Annotated in this window: 16 protein-coding genes; 2 read left to right on the forward strand and 14 right to left on the reverse strand. The window is 41.7% G+C overall.

What is annotated here, in order from left to right; all coding sequences use genetic code 11:
- Positions 1–187: 187 nt before the first annotated feature.
- The 12 genes from M2135_RS12140 to pheT all read right to left on the reverse strand — a co-directional run bounded on the left by M2135_RS12140 (position 188) and on the right by pheT (position 16,403).
- Complete coding sequence (locus M2135_RS12140; RefSeq protein WP_280748823.1) at positions 188–1,093, reverse strand: glycyl-radical enzyme activating protein; 906 nt, start codon at positions 1,091–1,093, stop codon at positions 188–190.
- Between the two features lie 111 nt (positions 1,094–1,204).
- Complete coding sequence (gene hypD / locus M2135_RS12145; RefSeq protein WP_280748778.1) at positions 1,205–3,592, reverse strand: trans-4-hydroxy-L-proline dehydratase; 2,388 nt, start codon at positions 3,590–3,592, stop codon at positions 1,205–1,207.
- Between the two features lie 261 nt (positions 3,593–3,853).
- Positions 3,854–4,534 (reverse strand): lipoyl(octanoyl) transferase LipB, encoded by a 681-nt coding sequence (gene lipB / locus M2135_RS12150; protein WP_280748779.1) that lies wholly within the window; start codon positions 4,532–4,534, stop codon positions 3,854–3,856.
- A complete protein-coding gene (mtgA, locus tag M2135_RS12155) occupies positions 4,531–5,265 on the reverse strand; it encodes a monofunctional biosynthetic peptidoglycan transglycosylase (protein ID WP_280748780.1) in 735 nt (244 codons plus the stop codon). Before mtgA ends, lipB begins: the two co-directional genes overlap by 4 nt.
- A 19-nt stretch (positions 5,266–5,284) precedes the next feature.
- Positions 5,285–7,699, reverse strand: coding sequence for an alpha-L-rhamnosidase C-terminal domain-containing protein (locus M2135_RS12160; RefSeq protein ID WP_280748781.1), 2,415 nt, complete (start codon positions 7,697–7,699; stop codon positions 5,285–5,287).
- A 34-nt stretch (positions 7,700–7,733) separates the two neighbouring features.
- The gene (locus tag M2135_RS12165) at positions 7,734–8,510 is read right to left on the reverse strand and encodes a 4Fe-4S binding protein (RefSeq protein ID WP_280748782.1); all 777 of its coding nucleotides are present in this window, start codon (positions 8,508–8,510) and stop codon (positions 7,734–7,736) included.
- Positions 8,511–8,515: 5 nt separating this feature from the next.
- Entirely contained in the window at positions 8,516–9,025 is a 510-nt protein-coding gene (locus M2135_RS12170; protein WP_280748783.1) for a TlpA disulfide reductase family protein, read from the reverse strand.
- A 44-nt stretch (positions 9,026–9,069) separates the two neighbouring features.
- Complete coding sequence (locus tag M2135_RS12175) at positions 9,070–9,804, reverse strand: MIP/aquaporin family protein (RefSeq protein ID WP_280748784.1); 735 nt, start codon at positions 9,802–9,804, stop codon at positions 9,070–9,072.
- Positions 9,805–9,926: 122 nt separating this feature from the next.
- A complete protein-coding gene (gene glpK / locus M2135_RS12180) occupies positions 9,927–11,432 on the reverse strand; it encodes a glycerol kinase GlpK (RefSeq protein ID WP_280748785.1) in 1,506 nt (501 codons plus the stop codon).
- A gap of 27 nt (positions 11,433–11,459) precedes the next feature.
- Positions 11,460–13,022, reverse strand: a complete 1,563-nt coding sequence (locus M2135_RS12185) for a glycerol-3-phosphate dehydrogenase/oxidase (protein WP_280748787.1) — start codon at positions 13,020–13,022, stop codon at positions 11,460–11,462.
- A 149-nt stretch (positions 13,023–13,171) separates the two neighbouring features.
- Positions 13,172–13,894, reverse strand: a complete 723-nt coding sequence (locus tag M2135_RS12190) for a YebC/PmpR family DNA-binding transcriptional regulator (protein ID WP_280748788.1) — start codon at positions 13,892–13,894, stop codon at positions 13,172–13,174.
- Positions 13,895–13,940: 46 nt separating this feature from the next.
- Positions 13,941–16,403, reverse strand: a complete 2,463-nt coding sequence (gene pheT / locus M2135_RS12195) for a phenylalanine--tRNA ligase subunit beta (RefSeq protein ID WP_280748789.1) — start codon at positions 16,401–16,403, stop codon at positions 13,941–13,943.
- 140 nt (positions 16,404–16,543) lie between these two features.
- On the opposite strand from pheT, the gene trmD reads away from it, so the two are divergent.
- On the forward strand, positions 16,544–17,218 hold the full coding sequence (gene trmD, locus M2135_RS12200; protein WP_280748790.1) for a tRNA (guanosine(37)-N1)-methyltransferase TrmD: 675 nt from the start codon (positions 16,544–16,546) through the stop codon (positions 17,216–17,218).
- 312 nt (positions 17,219–17,530) lie between these two features.
- Here the strand turns inward: trmD and M2135_RS12205 are convergent, their stop codons facing one another.
- Positions 17,531–18,373 (reverse strand): DUF5032 domain-containing protein, encoded by an 843-nt coding sequence (locus tag M2135_RS12205; protein WP_280748791.1) that lies wholly within the window; start codon positions 18,371–18,373, stop codon positions 17,531–17,533.
- A gap of 1,145 nt (positions 18,374–19,518) precedes the next feature.
- On the opposite strand from M2135_RS12205, the gene M2135_RS12210 reads away from it, so the two are divergent.
- Positions 19,519–20,487 (forward strand): hypothetical protein, encoded by a 969-nt coding sequence (locus M2135_RS12210; RefSeq protein ID WP_280748792.1) that lies wholly within the window; start codon positions 19,519–19,521, stop codon positions 20,485–20,487.
- Positions 20,488–20,491: 4 nt separating this feature from the next.
- On the opposite strand, the gene M2135_RS12215 is transcribed toward M2135_RS12210, so the two are convergent.
- Positions 20,492–22,552 (reverse strand): acetate--CoA ligase, encoded by a 2,061-nt coding sequence (locus M2135_RS12215; protein WP_280748793.1) that lies wholly within the window; start codon positions 22,550–22,552, stop codon positions 20,492–20,494.
- Positions 22,553–22,555 lie beyond the last annotated feature (3 nt).

The following is a 22,555-nucleotide window of genomic DNA, read 5'->3' on the forward strand; positions in this document are numbered from 1 at the left end:
CTCAAAATGACAACCTTGTTAGGGATGAGTTTTGGTTGTGTCAACTTTTATAGTAAACAGTGACGAAATGTGACAACCAATTTTAGGATAAGTCACGATAATTATCAAACGATCGTTTGATAATTGTGAAATGATCGTTTGATAGTTATCGAATGATCGTTCTACAATTGTCAAACGATTTTTTTGTTTAGCTTTCACTCACCGATAGTTTGTATTGTTCAAAAATAAGTCTGCAGTTTTTTATTTTTTCTTCCGATGGAGGTGCCATTGGTAGTTGTTGCGAATTATAGACTGTATTCAGTTTGTCGTGTTTCCCCTTGCCGATATCGTGATAGGGCAATAGATTGATCGTTTGAGGAGGGTGGGGGAGTGTCGATAAAAAATCAGCTGTTTGTTTGATGTTTTCTTCATCGGCATTAATTCCTTCGATCAATGGAATCCGGATGATATACGAGGTTGCTGTTTCTGATAATAACCGGATGTTGGATAAAATAAGAGCATTGGGTACTCCACAATATAACAGGTGCTTTTCGGTATTCATCTGCTTCAGATCAACGAGAAAAAGATCGGTTTGTGGAAGACTCTTTTTCAGTATTTCCGGATGCACGTATAAAGAAGTGTCTATAGCCCGGTGAATACCCTTATCGCCGCATCTTTGTAATAGTTCGAAGAGGAAATCCGGATGCATAAAGGGTTCTCCTCCGCAAAAGGTAACCCCTCCTCCGGATCGATCCATAAAGAGTGTCTCTTTTTCTATCTCTTTCATCAGGTTGTCAGTGGTATACACTTTCCCGGATAACTCCATGGCTAATGAAGGGCAATGTTCAACGCAAATACCACAGCGCGTACAAAGCATTTTATCGGTATGGATACCTTGATGAGTCGCAGTTAATGCTTTTTGCGGACACACTTTTATACACGTCCGACACCCAATACACTTGTGGAACGTGTACATCTTTTCCTGTTTATATGATATCCCTTCCGGATTATGACACCAGATACAGGATAAAGGGCAACCTTTGAAAAAGAGGGTTACACGTATGCCGGGGCCATCATTTACGGCATAACGCTTGACATCAAAAACAAATGGCACATTTGCTTTTGATGTCAATGGACAATTAGAAGATCCTCTTTTGTTTGAACATTGATCTGTCATCTTATATTTCATTTCATTGTCAATTCTCAATCCTCAATTGTCCATTATTTAGAACCTAACTTGTTCGGTTCTAAATATGATGTCTTCTTGTAAATCCACATGCATATCATTAAAATAATCGCTATATCCCGCTACGCGAACCAATAGATCCCGGTATTCTTCCGGGTGTTTTTGTGCGTGTCGTAATGTCTCGGTATCTACGATATTAAATTGGATATGGTGTCCTCCTAAGGCAAAATAGCTGCGGATTAAAGTAGAGAGGTTGGAGAGATCTTCTTCCCGTTTCAATAGGGACGGCATGAAACGTTGATTGAGCAGCGTACCGCCACTCTTTATCTGGTCCAATTTGCCAAGTGATTTAATCACAGCAGAAGGTCCGTGTCTGTCTATTCCATGCGAGGGGGAGGTGCCGTCGGAGATCGCTTTGCCGGCCAACCGGCCATTTGGAGAGGCACCCATGACTTTTCCGAAATAGACATGACAAGTAGTGGAAAGCATATTCAGATGAAAACATTCTCCTTTTGTATTCGGACGTCCTTCGATGGCTTCATACAGATCGTCATAGACTTGTATGGCTATACTGTCGGCGTAATCGTCGTCGTTTCCGAAAAAAGGCGTGCGGTTAAGAATCGTCTGACGCATCATTTCAGCCTGTTCAAAATTGGAATCGATAGCGGTAAGCAGTTCAGCCATGGTAAACGTTTTATCCTCGAACAGATGTTTTTTGATCGCACTCAGACTGTCGGTAATCGTTCCTAATCCCGTACATTGGATATAATTGGTATTATATCGTGGCCCTCCGTTATAATAATCTTTTCCTTTGGCAATACAATCGTCGATGAATAGGGATAAAAATGGTGCCGGAGCATATTTGGCGAACATCCGGTCGATATAATTACTGACACGTATTTTCATCTCGACAAAATAGTGTAGTTGTTTCAGGAATGCCTGGTATAACTCATCGTAACTTTTGAACGTATTCGGATCACCGGTTGAAAGCCCAATCATTTTTTCTGATAATGGATCAATACCATTGTGTAAGGTGATTTCCAGAATTTTGGGCACATTCAGGTAGCCCGTCAATACATAGGCTTCTTTCCCGAAAGCACCTACTTCGATGCATCCGCTACAACCGCCTTCACGGGCGTCCTGCAACGATTTCCCCTGGCGCATCAGTTCCTGTATATAGACATCGGGGTTGAAGATCGAAGGATATCCATAGCCTTTGCGGATCACTTTACAGCCGGCACGCAGGAACCGGTCGGGTGTGCGGCTACTGATATGTATCGAACTTCCCGGTTGCAATAGATGTAGTTCTTCGACCACTTCAAGCATAATATAAGAGACTTCGCTGACGCCGTCGCTTCCGTCGGCTTTTACTCCTCCGATATTGAGGTTGGTGAAATCGTTATACGTACCACTCTCTTTGGCTGTAATGCCTACTTTAGGAGGTGCGGTGTGATTATTGACTTTGATAAAGAAACACGACATTAACTCTTTGGCTTCTTCTCTATTCAAAGTACCGGCCTTTAATTCTTTGTCATAGAATGGTGCCAGGTGTTGATCGAAATGTCCGGGATTCATGGCGTCCCAACCGTTTAGTTCGGTGATTGTCCCTAAATGCACAAACCAGTACATCTGAATCGCTTCCCAATAAGTACGCGGGGCGTGTGCCGGAACCCAGCGGCAGATTTCGGCTATTTGGTGAAGTTCGCTTATGCGTTTGGGGTCTTTTTCAGTCAATGCCATCTCATCGGCAAGATCCGCATGGCGCTGGGCGAAAAGGATTGCTGCGTCACAGGAGATCGACATGGCAGTCAACTCTTCCTGTTTATCCGTAGCCTCCGGATCATTCATGAAATCGAGTTTTTTGAGTTCTTCGGCGATACGTATTTTCAAGTCTAAAAGTCCGTATTTATAGACTTTATGATCCAGAGAGGTATGTCCGGGTGCTCGCTGTTCCATAAACTCGGTGAAAATACCCGCCTCATACGCGTTTTTCCATGTTTGTGGAACATGATTGAAAATTCGTTCACGTTGGGTACGTCCTTTCCAGTACGGAATAACTTCACGTGCATAGGTGTCGATATCTTCCTGACTGATTGTATATCGTTGTAATTCGCGACTGTTCAGAATATGAAGATCTTCTACGCTGTGGCAGGTGAGTTCGGGAAAAGTAGGGACCGCTTTCGGACGGGGTCCACGCTCTCCTACAATTAATTCATCCTGGCCAATGTAGATTGTTTTCTGTTTACAGACCTCCAGGAAATGAAGTGCCCGTAGGATCGGTATCGGATACTTGCCCTCATTTTCTTTATAAAATCTGGTTTCAATTAATGCTCTTTCGATAGAGAGAGACGGTGTGGTTTCAAAAGAAAGTTTGCGCAACCGTTTGATTCGGTCGTTCATGCCACAGGTATTTTTATTTGTTTTCATACATGATTGTTCTATATGTATATTTACAGCATATACTGTAAAGTATATCGGATAAAGATCAGATAAAAGAGAAAAAGTCGGGATAAGATTATCTCGTAGAGAGGAGAGTTGTTTTGTTTAATGATAGAACATTAAACAATTAAATAGCCGTCTGTAGTTTTTAGTGAGCATAACATTCATATTATCAGACTGGACAAACTTAGTACGTTTTTATGAATCGACAAAATATATGGAAAGAATCGGGTCTTCGATGGCGTTCTTTTAGCTGAAAACCTCTTTAAAGATCGTCTGTACTTGCTGCTTGGCTAATTCAAAGTCTTGTGTCTCTCCTAATTCCTGTGCTAAAGAGGTGACTCCTTTGTCTGTAAATCCACATGGATTCATAAGCGAATAATAACTGAGGTCGGTATTGATGTTTAACGCAAAACCATGCATGGTCACATAACGGCTGCTTTTTACTCCAATGGCACAGATCTTGCGTGTCTGGCTACCTGCAGATGTATCGAGCCATACACCGGTGGCGCCGTCAAGCCGCTCTCCATGGATATGATATAACCGGAGAAAACGGATGATAACTTCTTCCAGAAGGTGGATGTATTGTTTTAATCCCAATTGCCAGTATTCAAGGTCGAATATCGGGTATCCGGTGATCTGACCAGGCCCATGATACGTAATATCGCCTCCCCTGTTGGTTTGGTAAAAAGAGATATCCCGTTCCGAAAGCAGGTGTTCCGGGATAAGCAAATTGCCTTCTTTACCGCTTTTACCCATCGTAATAACCGGCGTATGTTCACAAAAAAACAGATGGTTTTCCTCCGGCTTGCCTTCTTTTTTCGCTGTAAGTAGTTTTTCGAAAGCTGTCATTTGGATCTCCAGTGCCGTGGCATAGTCTATCCGGCCAAGATCGTGATAAATGAATGGAGTTGTTTTATCTGTTGTCATTTTTTTGAATTACTTTTAGTTGTACCATATCCCATTTCAATCGGGAGGAGTTTGGGCATTAAAGAAAGGATTTGTCCCTGTCTTTTCTGTATATAGGCTGAAGGTCGGGCTGAACTATATATCCGGGGATTGGGTAATGTGGCAGCGATCAGTGCCGCTTCCTGCCGGGTTAGTTGATAAGCCTGTTTTTTGAAGTGCGCCTGGGCGACAGCTTCGGCACCATAGATTCCATTTCCCATCTCGACCGAGTTAAGATAAACTTCCATGATCCGTGTTTTTCCCCAGATCAATTCGATCAATACCGTAAAATAGACCTCCAGTCCTTTGCGTATAAAAGTTTTGCCGGGCCACAGAAACACATTTTTGGCGGTTTGTTGACTGATGGTACTGGCGCCTCGTACCCGTTTCCCTTTTTCAGCTTCATCAAGTGCTTTTTCGATTTGTTGAAAGTCGAACCCGTGATGTTCCATAAACAAATTGTCTTCGGAGGCTACTACAGCCTGAATCAAAGGTTGTGCAATCTGTGATATCGGCACCCATTTGTGTTCCAGTTTTTTTGTTTTTCCTTCCTGATGTTGTTCGTATAACCGCATAAACATAAGCGGTGTATAATAGACAGGAATGAATTTAGTCGCAAGAACAGCTACTAAACTTAAAACAAAGAGTAATAAGATGATATTCCGGCATCCAATCAGTATTCGTTTTACAATGTGTTTATGGCTCTTTTTCATCGGCAGATGTAAAAGATGTTTATTCTTTTATCATTTGCTCGCCAGCCGTTAACGGATAAGTTTTGCCTTTCCATTCAAATGTTCCTGAGGTCTGTTGTGGCAATGTGATTTTTGCCTCCAGCTTACCGTTGGACAGTAACTTATAAGCAACACTTATCTTCCCGTTGGGGTGGGGCATTGTGCCTGAAACTTCTTTCAGTTTTCCTAAAGCAGGAGCAATTCGCACTTTATGGAATCCCGGAGCATCACTTGTTATACCCAATAAAATTCGATAAAATTCAATATTGGGACTGGCTCCCCATGCGTGGCAATCGGAACGGGATGGCTCGGGCATTTCAGCCCAGGTGGTCAGGCCTAAAGCCATCTGATCATGCCAGATCTGAAGATTATCCAATAGCTGATTGCCCATTCCCGCTTTACTCAATGCCTGATGAACATAATAGCGGAAATAAATGGTCGCTTGTGTCAACGACTCATCGGTTAATGTGTTCGCCATTACTTGCGCAGCTTCTTCTCCTTCGACAATTCCGGCTAATATTGCGAGTGCATTGACATGTTGTGAATAATTGCGATGATCATGTGTGTCGGCAAATAATCCCCGGTTGGCATCCCAATATTTTGAATATATCGTTTCCCGGATCTTAGCAGCCAGTTGATTGTAATATTGTGCCATCGCAGGAAGTCCGATCGCCTGTTCCATTTCTGCAACAGCTTCGAGTGTCAATATATACATTAAATCCTGAAAGGCTGAATTGCCGTTTTTCTCCCGGATAGGTTCACCGGATGGGAAACCTGCTGCCCAATCTGCAAAAAACCAATGTGGCACATAGTCCAGGCTGTAATCCGGTTTCAACCATTGTTCATACCAGGAAAGGATACCCCGGTAAGCCGGAAGAAGTGTTTGCATATACGCTTCATCTCCTCTATACATCCAGTAATCATGTCCCATACAGATCCACCACAATGAGAAAGAAGAGATAAACTGATGAAGGCTGGAGGGATACCGGCTCATGGTAATTCCATCAGCTACAATGGACTGACGACCTTGTTCAATCGCATTTTTTACCATGTATTTATCACTGGTATTGAATAGGGTGATCATAGCCTGAATACGGGTGTCTCCAAAATATTGTAATTGCTCATAATAGGGACAGTCCATATAGGTTTCATTTGCACATAAACGGGCGGTATGCCATCCGATGTCGAGCATTTTGTTTAATGTTTCATTGCCAACAGCGGCGAAAGAACTTTCTTTTTGAAATGGATAAGCTGAAAATGTACCATAAATATCATCAATCACTAAGGGTTCGGAAGAGGTGGTTATATGAAGATCGACATATCGCCAGGTACGCCACCAGAGCGATGTAAATGCACGGTTATTTCCGCCGTCAGCAATAATTTTGTCTTCATAACCGATAAAACGTTTGCCAACAACTTCATCCCGATGGCCTTTGGCGTTCAGCGAATATGATTTGGTTGTCGCCTTTTCTTCATTTTTATAAAGCGCCTCTGCATATCCAATGACAATTTCAGCATCTTTCCCCTGGCTGAAAAATAAAGATAAATAGCCTGTTGTCAGACGGCTGTTGTCGAGTAATAGATGTACTTTTGTGTTGGCCGGTACCGTTATTTTAGTCGGTTGTGCCGGATATGAGTTCGGAGGGTTTATGCCCTCTGCGAGTTTGACCGAAGTGAATCGCTCGATTTCCAATTCCATCGGTGGAATGGGAGAGGGAACCAGTAGTCGTCCGGGGTAATCGCGTGCACCTTTTATGGCACCGTCTATGCCGGCAACGGCAGTTTTCCATGTAGAGTCATTATAATCCGGCTGTTCCCAGCCCCAGGGATAGGATGCTGAAGTTAATAATTCACCCGGACCGGCAACATAATAGCCTAAAACTTGTCCTCCGTTCCAGAATCCATAGCCTTGATTTTTGATGCATACCCAGGACTTGTCGGTGTTGACGATACTTTCGGTTTCGGTATTTCCTTGCAGAATAAACCCTGTTTGATTAAAACTGATTTGGGCAACAGGTTTGCGTTCGGCATAATTCCAGACAACAGCAGCCAACACATTTTTGCCTTTTTTGAGATAAGGAGCCAGGTCAACGGTTTCGAAATTCCAGTTGTAAATATCTCCGCGAGCGGGTCCTAACGATACAAATTCACCATTAATATACAATTTGTATCTGTTATCGGCAGATACGTGTACAATAAACCGGGAAGGGATGTCGGTCAACTCAAATGATTTTCGGAAATGATAAATCCCAAAAGCATTGATAGGTTCTTCCGGTAAGGAGATCCAACGTGCTTTCCATCTTCCTTCGTAAAGGGAAGGGTGGATCTCTTTTTGATTATATCCTTCCAGGCGGACTTGTGCGGATATCGAACAGATATTTAACAAAAAACAGAATAGGAGAACTTGTGTTTTCATGATCAATAAGTCAATTAAGGATTGTCAATAAGATTTATAGAAACAGTTCCGGCTCCCGCCGGGTGGCAAAATTAGTATGAAGATAGGCTCTGAAAGGCGTCTCGAATGACCGGGCATTTTCAGGACATTCCTTGACACAGGCACAGCATTTGATACAAAGTCCGGCATCGCTGAAAAGGGTGTTGTCTTGAACGGAAATGGCGTCTGTCGGACAAAGATCGATACACGATTCACATAATATGCACAACTCGGAATCAGTCTCCGGCGCTTGCGGTGTATGCGGCCCTTTTTCTTTATAAGGGAAATTACCCTTTATCTTGAGTGTGGGAGAATATGGAGAAGATAGGTTTGTAATATTCTTTATCTCTTCACCAAAATGACGGGCTTTTTCCAGGTCTTCGTTGTCTGGTCTTCCTGCCGCAATAGGCATCTCTTTAGTGCTGAAAGAATGTTCGCCTACAAAAGCGCCTGCCGCTATAGGAATAAATCCCTGCTCTTTCAATGTATCGGATAATTCAAATAATGCATCTTCGTAATCCCGGTTACCATAGACAACAATCGGAACTACCGGAATTTGTGTTGCTTTAATCTTTTTTAATCGCTCTAAAGCTGTTTCGGAAACTCGTCCGCCGTAAACAGGCACAGCCACTATCGCTAAGCCAGTTTCCAGTTGTAAAGGGTCGTTCTTTTTATAAGTAAGATCCCAATCTGTCTGAATCGGAATTTGCATACCATCAGCAATGGCATGAGTAATCTTTTTTGAGGTATGCGTAGGAGAAAAATAGATCAGGTGTAGCGTTTGTTTGGACATATGTTTTATTTAAGTGCATTTTCAATACGTGACATCAGATTACTGAATTCTTCTTCGGTATAACCGGTAATGATATGTTTCACTTTTCCATCTTTTCCAATCAGATAGCTACGGGGGATCAGACTATTGGCAAACGAAGCATAAATCGCCCGGCTTTTATCCGGGTATAAAGGGAATGTAAATCCTTTTTTCTCATTATATGTTTTCAACTCGGCGTTATTATGTTCGCGTCCGATGACCAGTAAAGCAAAATCCGGATTGTTTTGGTATTTCGGCCATAATGTTTCCTGAACGGCAGCCAATTCTTTCTGACAGGGAGGGCACCATGTGGCAAAGAAATTGACCAGAATGACTTTCCCTTTCAACGTCGTTGATTTAAATTCTGTTCCATCGTCAGAAATAATCGTAAATTCAGGCATGATATCGCCAATTTTTACAATTTCCGGATTGTCGTTTTGAGCATTTCCTATAAAGGCAGTCAACAGGAAAAGACAAATAAAAAAAGATGTTCTCATTTGATAGGTGTTTTTCGTTTCGTATACATGCAAATATACATATTTTATAATAAAAGATATAATAAAGCCGCTAAGGCCGCTCCGGTAATAGGGCCAAATACCGGGATCCATGCATATCCCCAGTCATTTCCTCCTTTACTCTTAATAGGCAGGATCGCGTGCATAATCCTTGGCGCCAGATCACGCGCCGGATTGATTGCATAACCGGTAGGGCCTCCTAAAGATAAACCGATTACCCACACCGTAAAAGCAACGGGAATAGCGCCAACAGAACCCAGTCCTACAGGCAAAGTACTGTTATTCTCATATGTGACTTCTCCGTCGGTGATATAAAAAACAACAAACATCAAAACAAATGTACCGATGACTTCAGTCATAAAATTGATGACCGGATTTTTTATTTCAGCACTTGTTGTAAACACACCCAGTTTTAATCCTGGATTTTCGGTGGCATCAAAGTGATCTTTATACACCAGCCATACCAGAAAAGCGCCTAATGCTGCTCCCAACATTTGTGCAATAATATAGGAACACACATCCGACCATGGGAATGATCCCCCGATCGCTAATCCGAGAGAAACGGCAGGGTTCAAGTGCGCTCCGCTATACGGACCGGCTACAACCACCCCGATAAATACACCCATTGCCCAGGCGGTAGTGACGACGATCCACCCGGCTCCATGCCCTTTTGTTTTTGTTAATAATACATTGGCGCACACTCCGGCTCCCATAAGAATAAGGAGCATTGTGCCTAATAGTTCTGCAATAAATGGAGTCATGATATTGTATGGTTAATTATGAATTATGAATTATGAATTGTTGATTGGGTAAAACTACTTAACTATTAAGTTGTAATGATTGAACTGATAACTGTCTGACTACTGATTCAAATAATTATTGATCATTCGTTACTACTCCAGTGTTGTGCACGGCCAACCGCTTTATGCCACTCGTCGAGTTGACGAAGTGCTACAGCTTCATCTAATTTAGGCTTAAAGACCTTATCTAATGACCATTGATCTTTTAATTCATCAATGTCTTTCCAATAGCCAACAGCTAATCCGGCCAGATAGGCGGCTCCCAAGGCTGTAGTCTCAAGTACTTTCGGTCGTACTACCGGGCAACGACAAATATCAGCTTGAAACTGCATTAGAAAATTATTAGCTATCGCTCCACCGTCCACCCGGATCTCTTTCGATTGGGTATTCATATCATTTTCCATGGCCCTCAGTACATCATACACCTGATAGGAAATGCCTTCAAGTGCAGCCCGAGTCAGGTGTGCAGCAGTCGTACCACGTGTTATTCCGACAATGGCACCACGGGCATATTGATCCCAATAAGGGGCTCCGAGTCCTGTTAAGGCCGGAACAAAATAAACACCTCCGTTATCTGGGATCGATTTGGCCATCTGTTCGGAGATTGCAGCATTCGGTATGAGACCGATCCCATCACGTAGCCATTGGATCGCGGCTCCACCAACGAACACACTTCCTTCAAGGGCATAAGTCGTTTCATCTCCCAATTTCCAGGCAATAGTCGTGAGTAAGTGATTTTGCGAAAGAATAGGTTTCTTTCCGGTATTCAGAATCATGAAACATCCTGTTCCATAGGTTGTTTTCATCATACCTTCTTCTACACATAATTGTCCGAATAAAGCGGCCTGTTGATCTCCGGCAATACCTGAGATCGGAATCCCTTTTTTAAATAGTGTCGCAGATGTTTCACAATAGATATCGCTGCATCCGACAACTTCGGGAAGCAGTGAAGGAGGGATTGAAAATAACGAAAGCAATTCCTGATCCCATTGTTGCGAATGAATATTGAATAACATTGTCCGGGAGGCATTGGTAATATCTGTAATAAATTTCTCTCCCCGTGTTAATTTCCATAACAGCCAGCAATCAACCGTACCGAAGCATAATTCTCCCCGTTCGGCTCGTTCACGAACTCCCTTTACGTTATCCAGGATCCATCTGATTTTTGTTGCAGAGAAGTAAGCATCAATAACTAACCCTGTCTTTTCCTGAATAGAGGTTGCATAACCTTTTTCTTTTAATTCCTCACAATAATCGGAAGTGCGCCTGTCTTGCCAGACGATGGCATTATAAACAGGAAACCCGGTTTCCCGATCCCATATAATGGTTGTTTCCCGTTGATTGGCGATGCCGATACAGGCAATATGATCATCGGTGACATCTGCTTTGGCCATGACTTCTTTGATCACGGATGATTGGGTATACCATATCTCATTCGGATCATGTTCTACCCAACCCGGTTTAGGAAAGTATTGATGAAAATCCTTTTGTGCTAATGTGATGATATTTCCTTGATGATTGAATAAAATGGCTCGTGAAGAGGTGGTTCCCTGATCGATAGCCAATACATATTTATGTTTGTGATTCATAGGTATAGATATATTGCATAATAGTGATTAATCTAAAAAATAGTTGGATGCCACTTTGTTAAACTTCTCCAACTGATCGGTTTCCCAAGCGAGGTCTTTTTTCTTTTCGGTGGCCATTATCCGGACGACTTTAGGAGCCATTTCGATAGCAGCCCGTGCGTCCATAAATAAAATACGCAACCGGCGAGCCAAAATATCTTCTAAAGTGAATACCATCTCGTTCCTGATGATCCAGCAGATTTCACCAATTGTGTATGAATAGGCCGGATGTAGTTTTTCCTGCATATCTATTGAAGACGCTGTCAATTTTCTGATCTCATCCGCGTCTGTGCCGTAGACATATAACGGATCCGTAAAATCGGGATTCGGACGTGCCCCGTGTATCGGATAATTTTCTGTGACACAGCTTTGTTGTGGAACATCCATCTGTTTGATAGCCATATCCACCGTATCTTGGGCCATTTTCCGATATGTTGTCCATTTTCCACCAATGATGGTGATAAGCCCTGATTGTTCACGAATAAGTTTATGGCTACGGGATATCTCTTTCGTTTTGGTTCCTTCATCTCGGGGAGCAGCCAAAGGACGGAGTCCGGCAAAGACCGAGAGTACATCGCACCGCTGTGGTTGGCGGGTAAGGTATCGGCCAGCCGTTTCAAGGATAAAATCGATCTCGGCCTGCATGGCGATAGGCTCTTCCGATGCGTCGCGAATCAATGTGTCGGTGGTACCGACAACCACTTTGTTATGCCATGGTACAGCAAAAAGGACTCTCCCGTCAGGAGTACTGGGGATCATAATGGCATGATCACTGTTTAGGAACGAAGCATCTAAAACAAGATGAACACCTTGGCTGGGACGTACTGTCTGGCGTTTACCCGGTTCGTCCATTTGAAGTATTTCATCGGCAAAAACGCCTGTCGCATTAATCACTGCACGTGATTTTATGTGATATGTATCTCCGTTTTCTTCATTACGAACGCTGACACCGGATATCTGACCCTCTTCTTTTAATAGACCGGTTACGTTCATATAATTAAGTACACAGGCTCCGGCATCAATAGCCGTGCGTGTAAGATTAATCGCCAGTCGTGAATCGTCGAACTGTCCGTCATGATATAAAATACCGGCACTCATCCCTTTAGGTTGCAATGTCGGAATCGTCTTCAGTGCGCGTTTCGGACCAATACACATGGATCGGCCGAATCGGAGTTTACCCGCCATGAAGTCGTATAATACAAGCCCAATGGTATAAAACGGTCCTTCCCACCAACGGTAACATGGAATGAGAAACACCTGGTCTTTGACCAGATGAGGGGCATTTTTTGCTAAAATACCTCTCTCCCGTAAAGCTTCCAGAACGAGTGCTACATCACCTTGAGCCAGATATCTGACCCCTCCATGAACCAGTTTGGTGCTTCGGCTCGAAGTCGCTTTGGTGAAATCAGAACGTTCAAATAGTGCCACACTATATCCTCTTGTAGCAGCATCCAGTGCAATGCCTAATCCGGTCGCGCCTCCACCAATTACAACAAAGTCAAAGATTTTATTCGGATCGGTTAGTTGGGATAGTACTGACTCGCGTTTCATGGGTATTCAGTATTTAAAGATTAACAATCAACAAAACTATGGAAATTTCTTTGATTACAGGCAAATAAAAAAGAAAAAGCAGAAATTTAAAAGAGTAAAACAACTGCTTTCAAACTTCTGCTTATTCTAATAATAGGCGTTAAGATTTTTTATTCCTCTTCTTCCCGCATATTGTGGAAGACGTTTTGTACGTCTTCGTCTTCTTCTAGTTTTTCCAACAATTTATTGAGTTGTTCGCGTTGCTCGGCTGTGACATCTTTCAGATCGTTCGGAATCCGTATAAATTCGGCACTATTGATCTCAAATCCATTTTCTTCGAGGTATTTCTGAATCGCAGCATTTTGCGAGAATTCACCGGATAGAATGATTTCATCCTCATCGGCTTCCACTTCATCGACTCCGAAGTCGATCAATTCCAATTCAAGATCTTCCAATGAGACATCCTCTTTTTTAACGATATGGAAAACCACTTTGTGATCAAACAGAAACTCCAGACTGCCACTTGTGCCCAATGATCCGCCGTGTTTGTTGAAATAGCTGCGCACATTGGCTACAGTACGCGTTGTATTGTCTGTTGCTGTTTCAACGAAAACGGCAATACCAAAAGGACCATATCCTTCATAATTCATCTCTTTATAATCGGTATAATCCTTCGAGGTCGCTTTTTTGATTGCCCGTTCTACATTCTCTTTCGGCATATTTTCCTTTTTGGCCTGTTGCATCAACACGCGCAAACGAGGATTGCTATCCGGGTCGGGTCCGCCTGCTTTTGTGGCGATAGTGATTTCTTTACCTAGTTTGGTAAACACGCGAGCCATGTTTCCCCAACGTTTAAATTTTTTTGCTTTGCGATATTCAAACGCTCTTCCCATCTTTTATCTAATGATTAATTATTAATGTTTAATGATCAATTGTCAATTAACGAAGCTGTGCCTGCAGTTTCTGTTCTAAGCCGGTTTGTATCTTTTTCATGATGGTGTCAATCTGCTTGTCGTTCAAAGTCTTGTTCTCGTCTTGTAAATAGAAACTTACACCGTAAGACTTTTTATCGGCAGGTAGATTTTTGCCTTCGTATACATCGAATAATAAAACGTTTTTCAATAATTTACGTTCACTTTCGAATGCTATTTTTTCAATCTCGGCAAATGGAACCTTTTTGTCAAGCAATAACGCAAGATCGCGTTTAACTGCTGGGAACTTGGATATTTCGGAATAAGCAATCTTATTTTTACCCGCTTCCTTCATAAGCAGTTTCCAGGATAATTCTGCGTAGTATACATCAGTATCGATGTCAAGCGATTTACATAGTTTTTTCTGGATGATGCCCAATGTACCCAGTTGACGTCCTGAAACTGTTGTGATACTCAATGCCGACGAATAGATCTCATTGGAAAGATGACCAAATATGATTTTTTTGCGATCGAGACCTAATCGGTTTAATATGTTTTCAACATGCGCTTTCAGTTCATAGATCGATGAATTCTCATTCGGATGCGCCCAGTTGTTCTCCACCTTATTTCCGCAGATCCACAACCCTAAATGATAATCTTCTTTGTATTCAGCTAATGTTTCACCCTCTTTTTTCTTATCGATGTCATAGTCGTAACAGTTGCCGTATTCAAAGAAACGGATATTGCCGTTTTTCCGGTTGATATTATAAGCAATACTTTCCAACCCTCCGAAAACCAACGTTTGGCGCATGACATTCAGGTCGGTGCTCAACGGATTGAGTAGCTTCACGCAATGACTGGCCGGGTAAATCGACAGGTCGTCGTAATAAGCCGATTTGGTGAACGAGTTGTTCATGATTTCGTTGAATCCCGCTCCACAGAGTTGTTCGGAAATCAAGTTTTCCATTTTGTAACTCTGATCGGTTGGCGTTTGATAACTCAAACTGGATTTAACTTCATCGCTGAAACTGATATTGTTGTAGCCATATATACGGAGGATATCTTCAATGACGTCTACGTCTCGCTGCACATCGATGCGGTATACCGGAACATGTAGTGTTACTCCCTCGGGCGTTTCCGAGACAATCTTCATCTCCAGACTTTCCAGAATACTTTTTATCGTATCAGTCGGAATCGTTTTTCCGATCAGACTATTTACTTTATGATAACTTAATTCTACCGTGTAAGGCTCGACAACTTTTGGATAGACATCTTGAATATCTCCGGTGATTTTTCCTCCGGCAACTTCCTGGATCAATAAAGCGGCACGTTTGAGCGCATACATGGTGCGATTAGCATCCAACCCTCGTTCAAAGCGGAATGAAGAGTCTGTATTTAATCCAAAGCGACGGGCGGTCTTACGAATCCGTGTCGGATTGAAATTAGCCGATTCAAGGAAAATATCTGTCGTCTTTTCCGTAACTCCCGAGTCTAATCCTCCAAAAACACCTCCGACGCACATCGCTTCTTCGGTGTTACAAATCATCAGATCGCTAGCGGCCAACGTTCGTTCGACTCCATCCAAGGTGACGAATTTAGTGCCTTCCGGCATTGTTTTAACAATAACCTTTCCACCTTTCACTTTATTATAGTCAAAAGCATGGAGTGGTTGCCCCATTTCATGTAAAACGAAATTGGTTATATCCACAATATTATTAATCGGACGCAGACCGATGATATTTAAACGGTTTTGCAACCATTCGGGACTTTCTTTTACCGTAACGCCTTTGATACTGACTCCGGAATAACGCGGACACGCTTCTCTGTCTTCGACTACGACTTCGATCGCCGGAGTATGATCATCTATTTTAAATGCATCGACAGAAGGAAGTCTCAATGCTGACGGTCGACCGTTCTGTTTCAGATAGGCTGCCAAGTCACGTGCTACGCCAAAATGAGAAGTACCGTCTACACGGTTGGGAGTAATATCCACTTCCAGTACATAGTCGCTTTTAATGTTATAGTATTCTTTAGCTGGCAAACCAACCGTTGCATCTGCAGGAAGTACGATAATACCGGCATGGTCGGATCCAATGCCAATCTCATCTTCTGCACAGATCATACCGTTGGATTCAACGCCACGTATTTTTGAACGTTTGATCGTAAAAGATTCATCCTCTTTATAAAGTTTGGTACCATTTACGGCTACTACTACTTTTTGCCCTGCAGCCACATTGGGTGCACCGCATACGATTTGTAAAGGTTCTTCTCCTCCGACAGTGACCGTTGTAATATGCAGATGGTCAGAGTTAGGATGTTCTTCACACGTGAGCACTTCGCCGATAAACAATCCCTCCAGACCGCCTTTAATGGTTTGAACTTCTTCCACACCACCGGTTTCCAAACCAATGGATGTCAGTGCGGCAGCAACCTCATCGGGTTGCAGGTCGAAATCGAGGTAATCTTTCAGCCAGTTATAAGATATATTCATTACTATAGAGTTTATTCTGCATCTATATTGCAAATTGACTCGCAAAAATACGAATAATAATTAAAACGGTTATAATAATCCCTCAAAAACAGTACCTTTGTCGCCCGAGAATAGCTGTTGAAACTAACGACTTCACTATCATGCGAATAGATATACTTACCGTACTCCCCGAAATGATTGACGGAATGATCAACTGTTCAATAGTCAAACGTGCTCAGGATAAGGGATTGGCAGAAATACACCTCCATAATTTACGGGATTATACCACCAATAAATGGCGCCGGGTAGATGACTATCCTTTTGGGGGTGAAGCGGGAATGGTCATGCAAATTGAGCCAATCGACCGAGCCATTTCTACATTAAAAGCTGAACGAACGTATGATGAAGTCATCTATACATCTCCGGATGGTGAGACGTTTAATCAGTCAATGGCCAATACCATGTCGCTTCTTGATAATCTCATCATTCTTTGCGGACATTATAAAGGAGTGGACTATCGTATACGCGAACATCTTATTACGAAAGAGATCTCTGTCGGCGACTATGTCTTGACAGGTGGCGAATTAGCTGCCGCAATTATTACGGATGCTGTTGTTCGCCTGATTCCGGGTGCTATAGGAGATGAGCAGAGCGCCTTGTCCGACTCTTTCCAAGATAATCTGTTGGCACCGCCAGTCTATACCCGACCGGCTGATTATAACGGATGGAAAGTGCCGGATGTCTTGCTTTCCGGGCATCAGCGAAAAATTGATGAGTGGCGGTTGCAACAAGCTCATGAAAGAACGACTCGTCTCCGACCGGATCTGCTTAAATAATAGATGAGTTAGTCCTGGATTTTTACATTGTCTTCAACTTGAAAACTCTCATACGCCCTTTCGTTAAATGAAACGATTGTGTAGTTATATGGTGACGATTTAGACGCTTTTTGAGATTCATTACACATCCTTTTCTGTTAGACGTACCTCTAAATTGTTTTAGAGGTACCTCTAAACGGATTTAGACGTACCTCTAAATGATTTTAGACGTACCTCTAACAAAAAACAGATGTAGGTGCTTCTGAAAAATGGTTCGGGAATTTTAGAAAATGATGGAGGAAAAACAGAAAAAGGTATCAGATGATATGAATACTATTCCTGTTTCGGCCAATTGTATTCGAAATGGAAGATATAGGTGTTGCTTCCACCTTCATTGACAACGTAGTTGTTTTCTTCAATGGTCATTTTAGTGATATACTCTCCGATTTGTTCGAATTTGTAGGTGTATTCCGCACAAATAGTACTGGTTTCCGGGACGTTATACCAATAGGCTCGTTTAGGCAGGTTTTTGTTTGATAGATTATATAGGAGGTTGACCGGTGATACGGTTTCAAAATCGACTGGAGCAAACGAATTAATCACTCGGAAAGGAAAGTTGGCCGGTTGTAATTGTGTGTCGTATTCGTAAGCCATCTCTTTTTTGTCCTGTGCGTAACGCACGACATTGCCGTTTTCCCAGGTGTAGGTGTCTGCCTGAATATAAGATCTTGACTCATACCCGTTGCCGGTATCGACAGGCCAGCGGGTAATCCAGTCGGCATGGGATAAATATGCCCCTTTGTAGGCGTATTTATATTCGTCGCTGGTATAGATCTCATTATTGACGTATTCGTTTTTTCGTTTGATCTTTTTCTGATAAATCGCATTTCCCTGCAGATTATACTCTATGGTAAGGTCTTGGCCGAGATCGGATACGGTTATTATCCGTGAATCAGGATAGCTGAATAGTTGTTTGGCGCCTGTATTGGAGGTTATATTATGGATTTGACCGTTTTCATAATTGATAGACAGGGCATAAGAAGGAGTAACTTCGTTATTCGTATAACAGGTGACTTTTGTCAATTTTTTCAATGGGGGAACTTCTGTTTTATCATCTTTGCCGCAAGAAGTTAAAAAGAACAGACTGCTGACTACTAAAACCAAATATCTCTTCATAGCGCTTCTATTTAGAATTCAACATTGCAAAGGTAAAATAAACCCCCAAATAAAGAGTGATGTAACTTTATTTAAGATTTATGCTTGAGGGAGTTTTACGTTGCTTGTTTTTCGGCCATATACTCGCTTTTTTGTATCTATAAGCAAAGCTGAATTTCATATTAGAATAACAAGGAGTTGCTTGAAATGAAAAAATGAAATCGATATTTCTTTTCGATTTTCGTTTTTAGACAAAAAAAGCAGTCCGATTTGTGTTTTTTATCGGAAAAAAAATAAAAATATACATTCTACAGCATGGAAATTCAAAGGCGCAGGGCTACTTTTATCATGTGATAAGAAAAGAGTTTCTGAACACTAACTTGAACTATATATACATCATGAGCATTAGGTAATCGGTCTGAAGCGTTCGTTATTAAAGGAAAATGAAGATATCAAGAAAAGTGAAGATACCGAAACTTTAATAACTGTTTTTCTTAAATACGAACGTGTTTGAGGCAGAAAAAGTTTTATTTCAATGATGCTTACTCGATTTGAATCGTATGCTTTTATAATTGTGAAGTTGTGAAATCGTAGGATGAATGGAGAGTAAGGCTTCTGTTAATCATAGAAATAAGGATGCTTTTATTACAGAATGGTCAGTGCCTATCCAAATTTGATTTAACCAATTTTGGACTATGATTTTTGTAGTGGATTGGAGCTAAGGCGCACATGCACACACTTTGTTTTACTTGTGCAAGGGAGAGGGTATCCGGGATGGATGCCCTCTTTCGTTTTTATACACCTCTTCTTGTTCTTCCTAAAAAAATAGTCTTTGTAGTATATTCTGAAAATAAATATTTTCAAAATGTTTAGGTGTGCCATAAAATGTCTCTTGGTTTTGTGTGCTTGTTTTTTTTTGTATTTTTCACATAAACGTTTGATAATCTTTAGCTTATTTTTATTATATTTGTGTGTAGGCGAATGGTGACTGTCATTTTATGTGGTTTTTTTATGACGGAATGTCGTTTTAGCCTTTGATTTTTATTAGATGTGTTTTTTAGTACATATTTTGATCGGAGGATCAAAAGAATGGGGATGGATAGACATAAAACGACAAAGAAGAAGTCGGTTGGTTTTTGGTTTGAGTATATTTAAAAAGAGTAACTATGAAAAATTTAAGTTTGAATGATAGTTTTTTGGAGGCTGTCAAAGAGAAAGAATCGAGAAAATCCGCTTTGGTCAACTTACTGACAGATATCTTAGCGATAGAGAAAGAATCTGTTTATCGTAGATTGCGAGGAGAAGTTCCTTTTACATTGAATGAGGCCGGTATCATTTCGAAACAATTAGGCCTTTCTGTGGACAATATGATTATGGGGACTAAGTCAAAATCAAGTGCGATGATCCAAATGATGTTGCCGGCAACCAGTGATGTGAATGATCTGGACGATACAATTATCAGTATATTTCTTGATAAGATAAAAGATATTAGTGAACAACCTTATTCTGAACGAGGTGAGGCTTTGAATCTGTTGCCATCGTCGATCTATGCCCCTTATCCGAATTTGTCTAAGTTTTATGTATTAAAATGGCATCATTTGTATGGGAATGGGCATAGTAATAAAAAAATGGATGAAATAGAGCAATCCGATCGAAGTATAGATCTGCAGAAACAGGTCAATTATTATCAGAAATATATTACAGAATCTTTTTTTATTCTCGATTCAGCCATTATTTCAAATCTGATAAATGATCTGAGGTACTTTGAAAGTATTCGATTGGTGAACGAATCAAATGTTCAGGCGATAAAAAAAGAGTTGTATGAATTTCTGACTTATTGGGAACAGTTGGCTGCAAAAGGGCGTTATTCGAATACGGGTAATAAAGTCGATATCTATATCAGCAGTATCAATCTCAGTGTCACTTACTCTTACCTCTGGTCGGAGGACTATTTTTTGAGCCAGATGACCACCTTTTTAAGGCAGGCTGTCGGTTCCTATGAGAAAGAGTCGTGTGAAAAAATAAAATACTGGTTGAATTCACTAAAGCGATTGTCTACACTTATTTCAGGCGTAGGCGAAAAAGACCGGATTCAGTTTTTTGACAAACAACGCTCTTTTGTAGATGAATTGTAATAATTTATTTTTCAATACGGATACGTGCATCTACTGCAAACAGCCCTTTTTCGGTTGCCAATAAAGGGTTGATATCCATCTCTTTAATTTCGTTGGCAAAACGCAAAAGAGTTGATAGCCTGACTATAATATCGGCATATTGCTGTTCGTCGATCCCTTTTTGTCCACGCGTCCCTTTAATAAGCGCATACCCCCGCAATGAGCGGATCATAGAGAACGTTTCGTCGTATGAAAGAGGAGCCAGACCATATGAAACGTCTTGTAATACTTCTACGAATATACCTCCTAAACCACAAAGTACGACATGCCCAAATCGTTCTTCATAGGTTGCACCAAGGAATAATTCCTGTCCTTTTAACATCGGTTGCACTAGTATACCGGTCACATCCGGTAATTTCATCATGCGGTCGATTTCAAACAATAAATGTTCTTCTCCACGGATATTTAAAGCAACGCCTCCTATATCACTTTTATGCACAGGGCCTACTACTTTAGCTACAACCGGATAACCTACTTTTTTTGCAAAAGCGATTAGTTCGTCTTTGTCAGAAGAGGACAACTCATCGACTAAAGGTATATTGGCAGCACTAAGAAGCAAACGTACATCTTCTGGGTTTAAATACCCATTATTGGGCAATCCGTCTATAATGCGTCGTACTTCCGGAACGTCTACTCCGTAGAGTTGAATATCTGTACTAGCCGGTTTGGGTGTATTGATAATTCTGGATAGAGCAGTACCTAAAGTCACCTCATCCGAGAAGTTTACATGTCCTTTTTTAACAAAGCTTTTCACTTCCGGTCCAGCTGTGACGATCGAGGGTAAAACAGGGAAGATCGGTTTTTTACACTCTTCCATTTTTTTATGAAGTACTTCATAGGCGTCATACACTTTCACCAATCCGGGATTTCCGAAAATAACCATCATCAGGTCTATTTCTTCAAATTGATGTTCGCAAAAGTCGATAGCCGTAGCCAGATGCTCAGGTGTTCCTGTTCCGACAATGTCGATCGGATTCCCGACAGCTGCTCCGGGATATAGTTTGGATTTTAATTCACGCGCCAACGGACCGTCCAATGAAGGAACGTTTAAAAGTCCTTTGGAGAGTGCATCGGCCAACATCACAGCCGGTCCTCCTGCATGAGTGATGATTGCACAGTTTCTGCCTTTGACCTCCTTGAGGGTGAATATACTGGCGACAGTTGTTAATTCTTCCCGGCTGAAACATCTGACAATTCCGGCTTTGCGGAATAAAGCTTCAACAGCCGAATCCGAATTAGCAATAGCTCCTGTATGTGAAGAAGCTGCCCGTTTACCAGAATCAGTACTTCCCGCTTTGATCGCTGCGATACGACATCCTTTACGGATGAGGGACGACGCATGATAAAGCAGTTTGTCAGGTTGTTTGATCTGTTCTATGTAGAGCATTTTGATTTTGGAATCCAGTACCGGATCAAAATTTTTATCCATATATTCGATCACATCTTCTACGCCAATCTGCTTTGAATTACCTACTGTCCAAACGGAAGCGAAACGTAACCCCTTGGTTAATCCCGATTCCATAATAAATAAAGCGGTACCACCCGAACTGGAGATAAAATCAACCCCGTCGGGATGGAAATCGGGAATAGGACGAGTAAACACCCCATGGTAATTCATATTCATGATACCAATACAGTTCGGTCCGATCAAAGAGGCTCCGGCTTCATTGACTGTTTTAAGTATCTGATCTTCCAATATACCACCTTCTTTGGTCTCTTCGCCGAATCCGGCAGAAACGACGATAAAAGCTTTTACGTTTTTCTCTTTTGCCAGTATCTCAATAACTTCAGGGCAGGCCGGAGCCGGTATAGCGATGATAGCCAGTTCTGTTTCCGGGATATCTTTAACCGAATGATATGATTTTACACCTTGAACATCTGTTTCTTTAGCGTTTACGGCGTACAAACTACCGGTATATTTACCGTCTAAGAGATTGCGTATGAGTCGGCCTCCCGGTTTGTGTACATTGTTAGATCCTCCAACAACAACTATACTTTGCGGATTTACTAATTCTTGATTGATCATATC

Source organism: Parabacteroides sp. PF5-9 (assembly GCF_029893105.1).
Taxonomy (GTDB): domain Bacteria; phylum Bacteroidota; class Bacteroidia; order Bacteroidales; family Tannerellaceae; genus JARXWG01.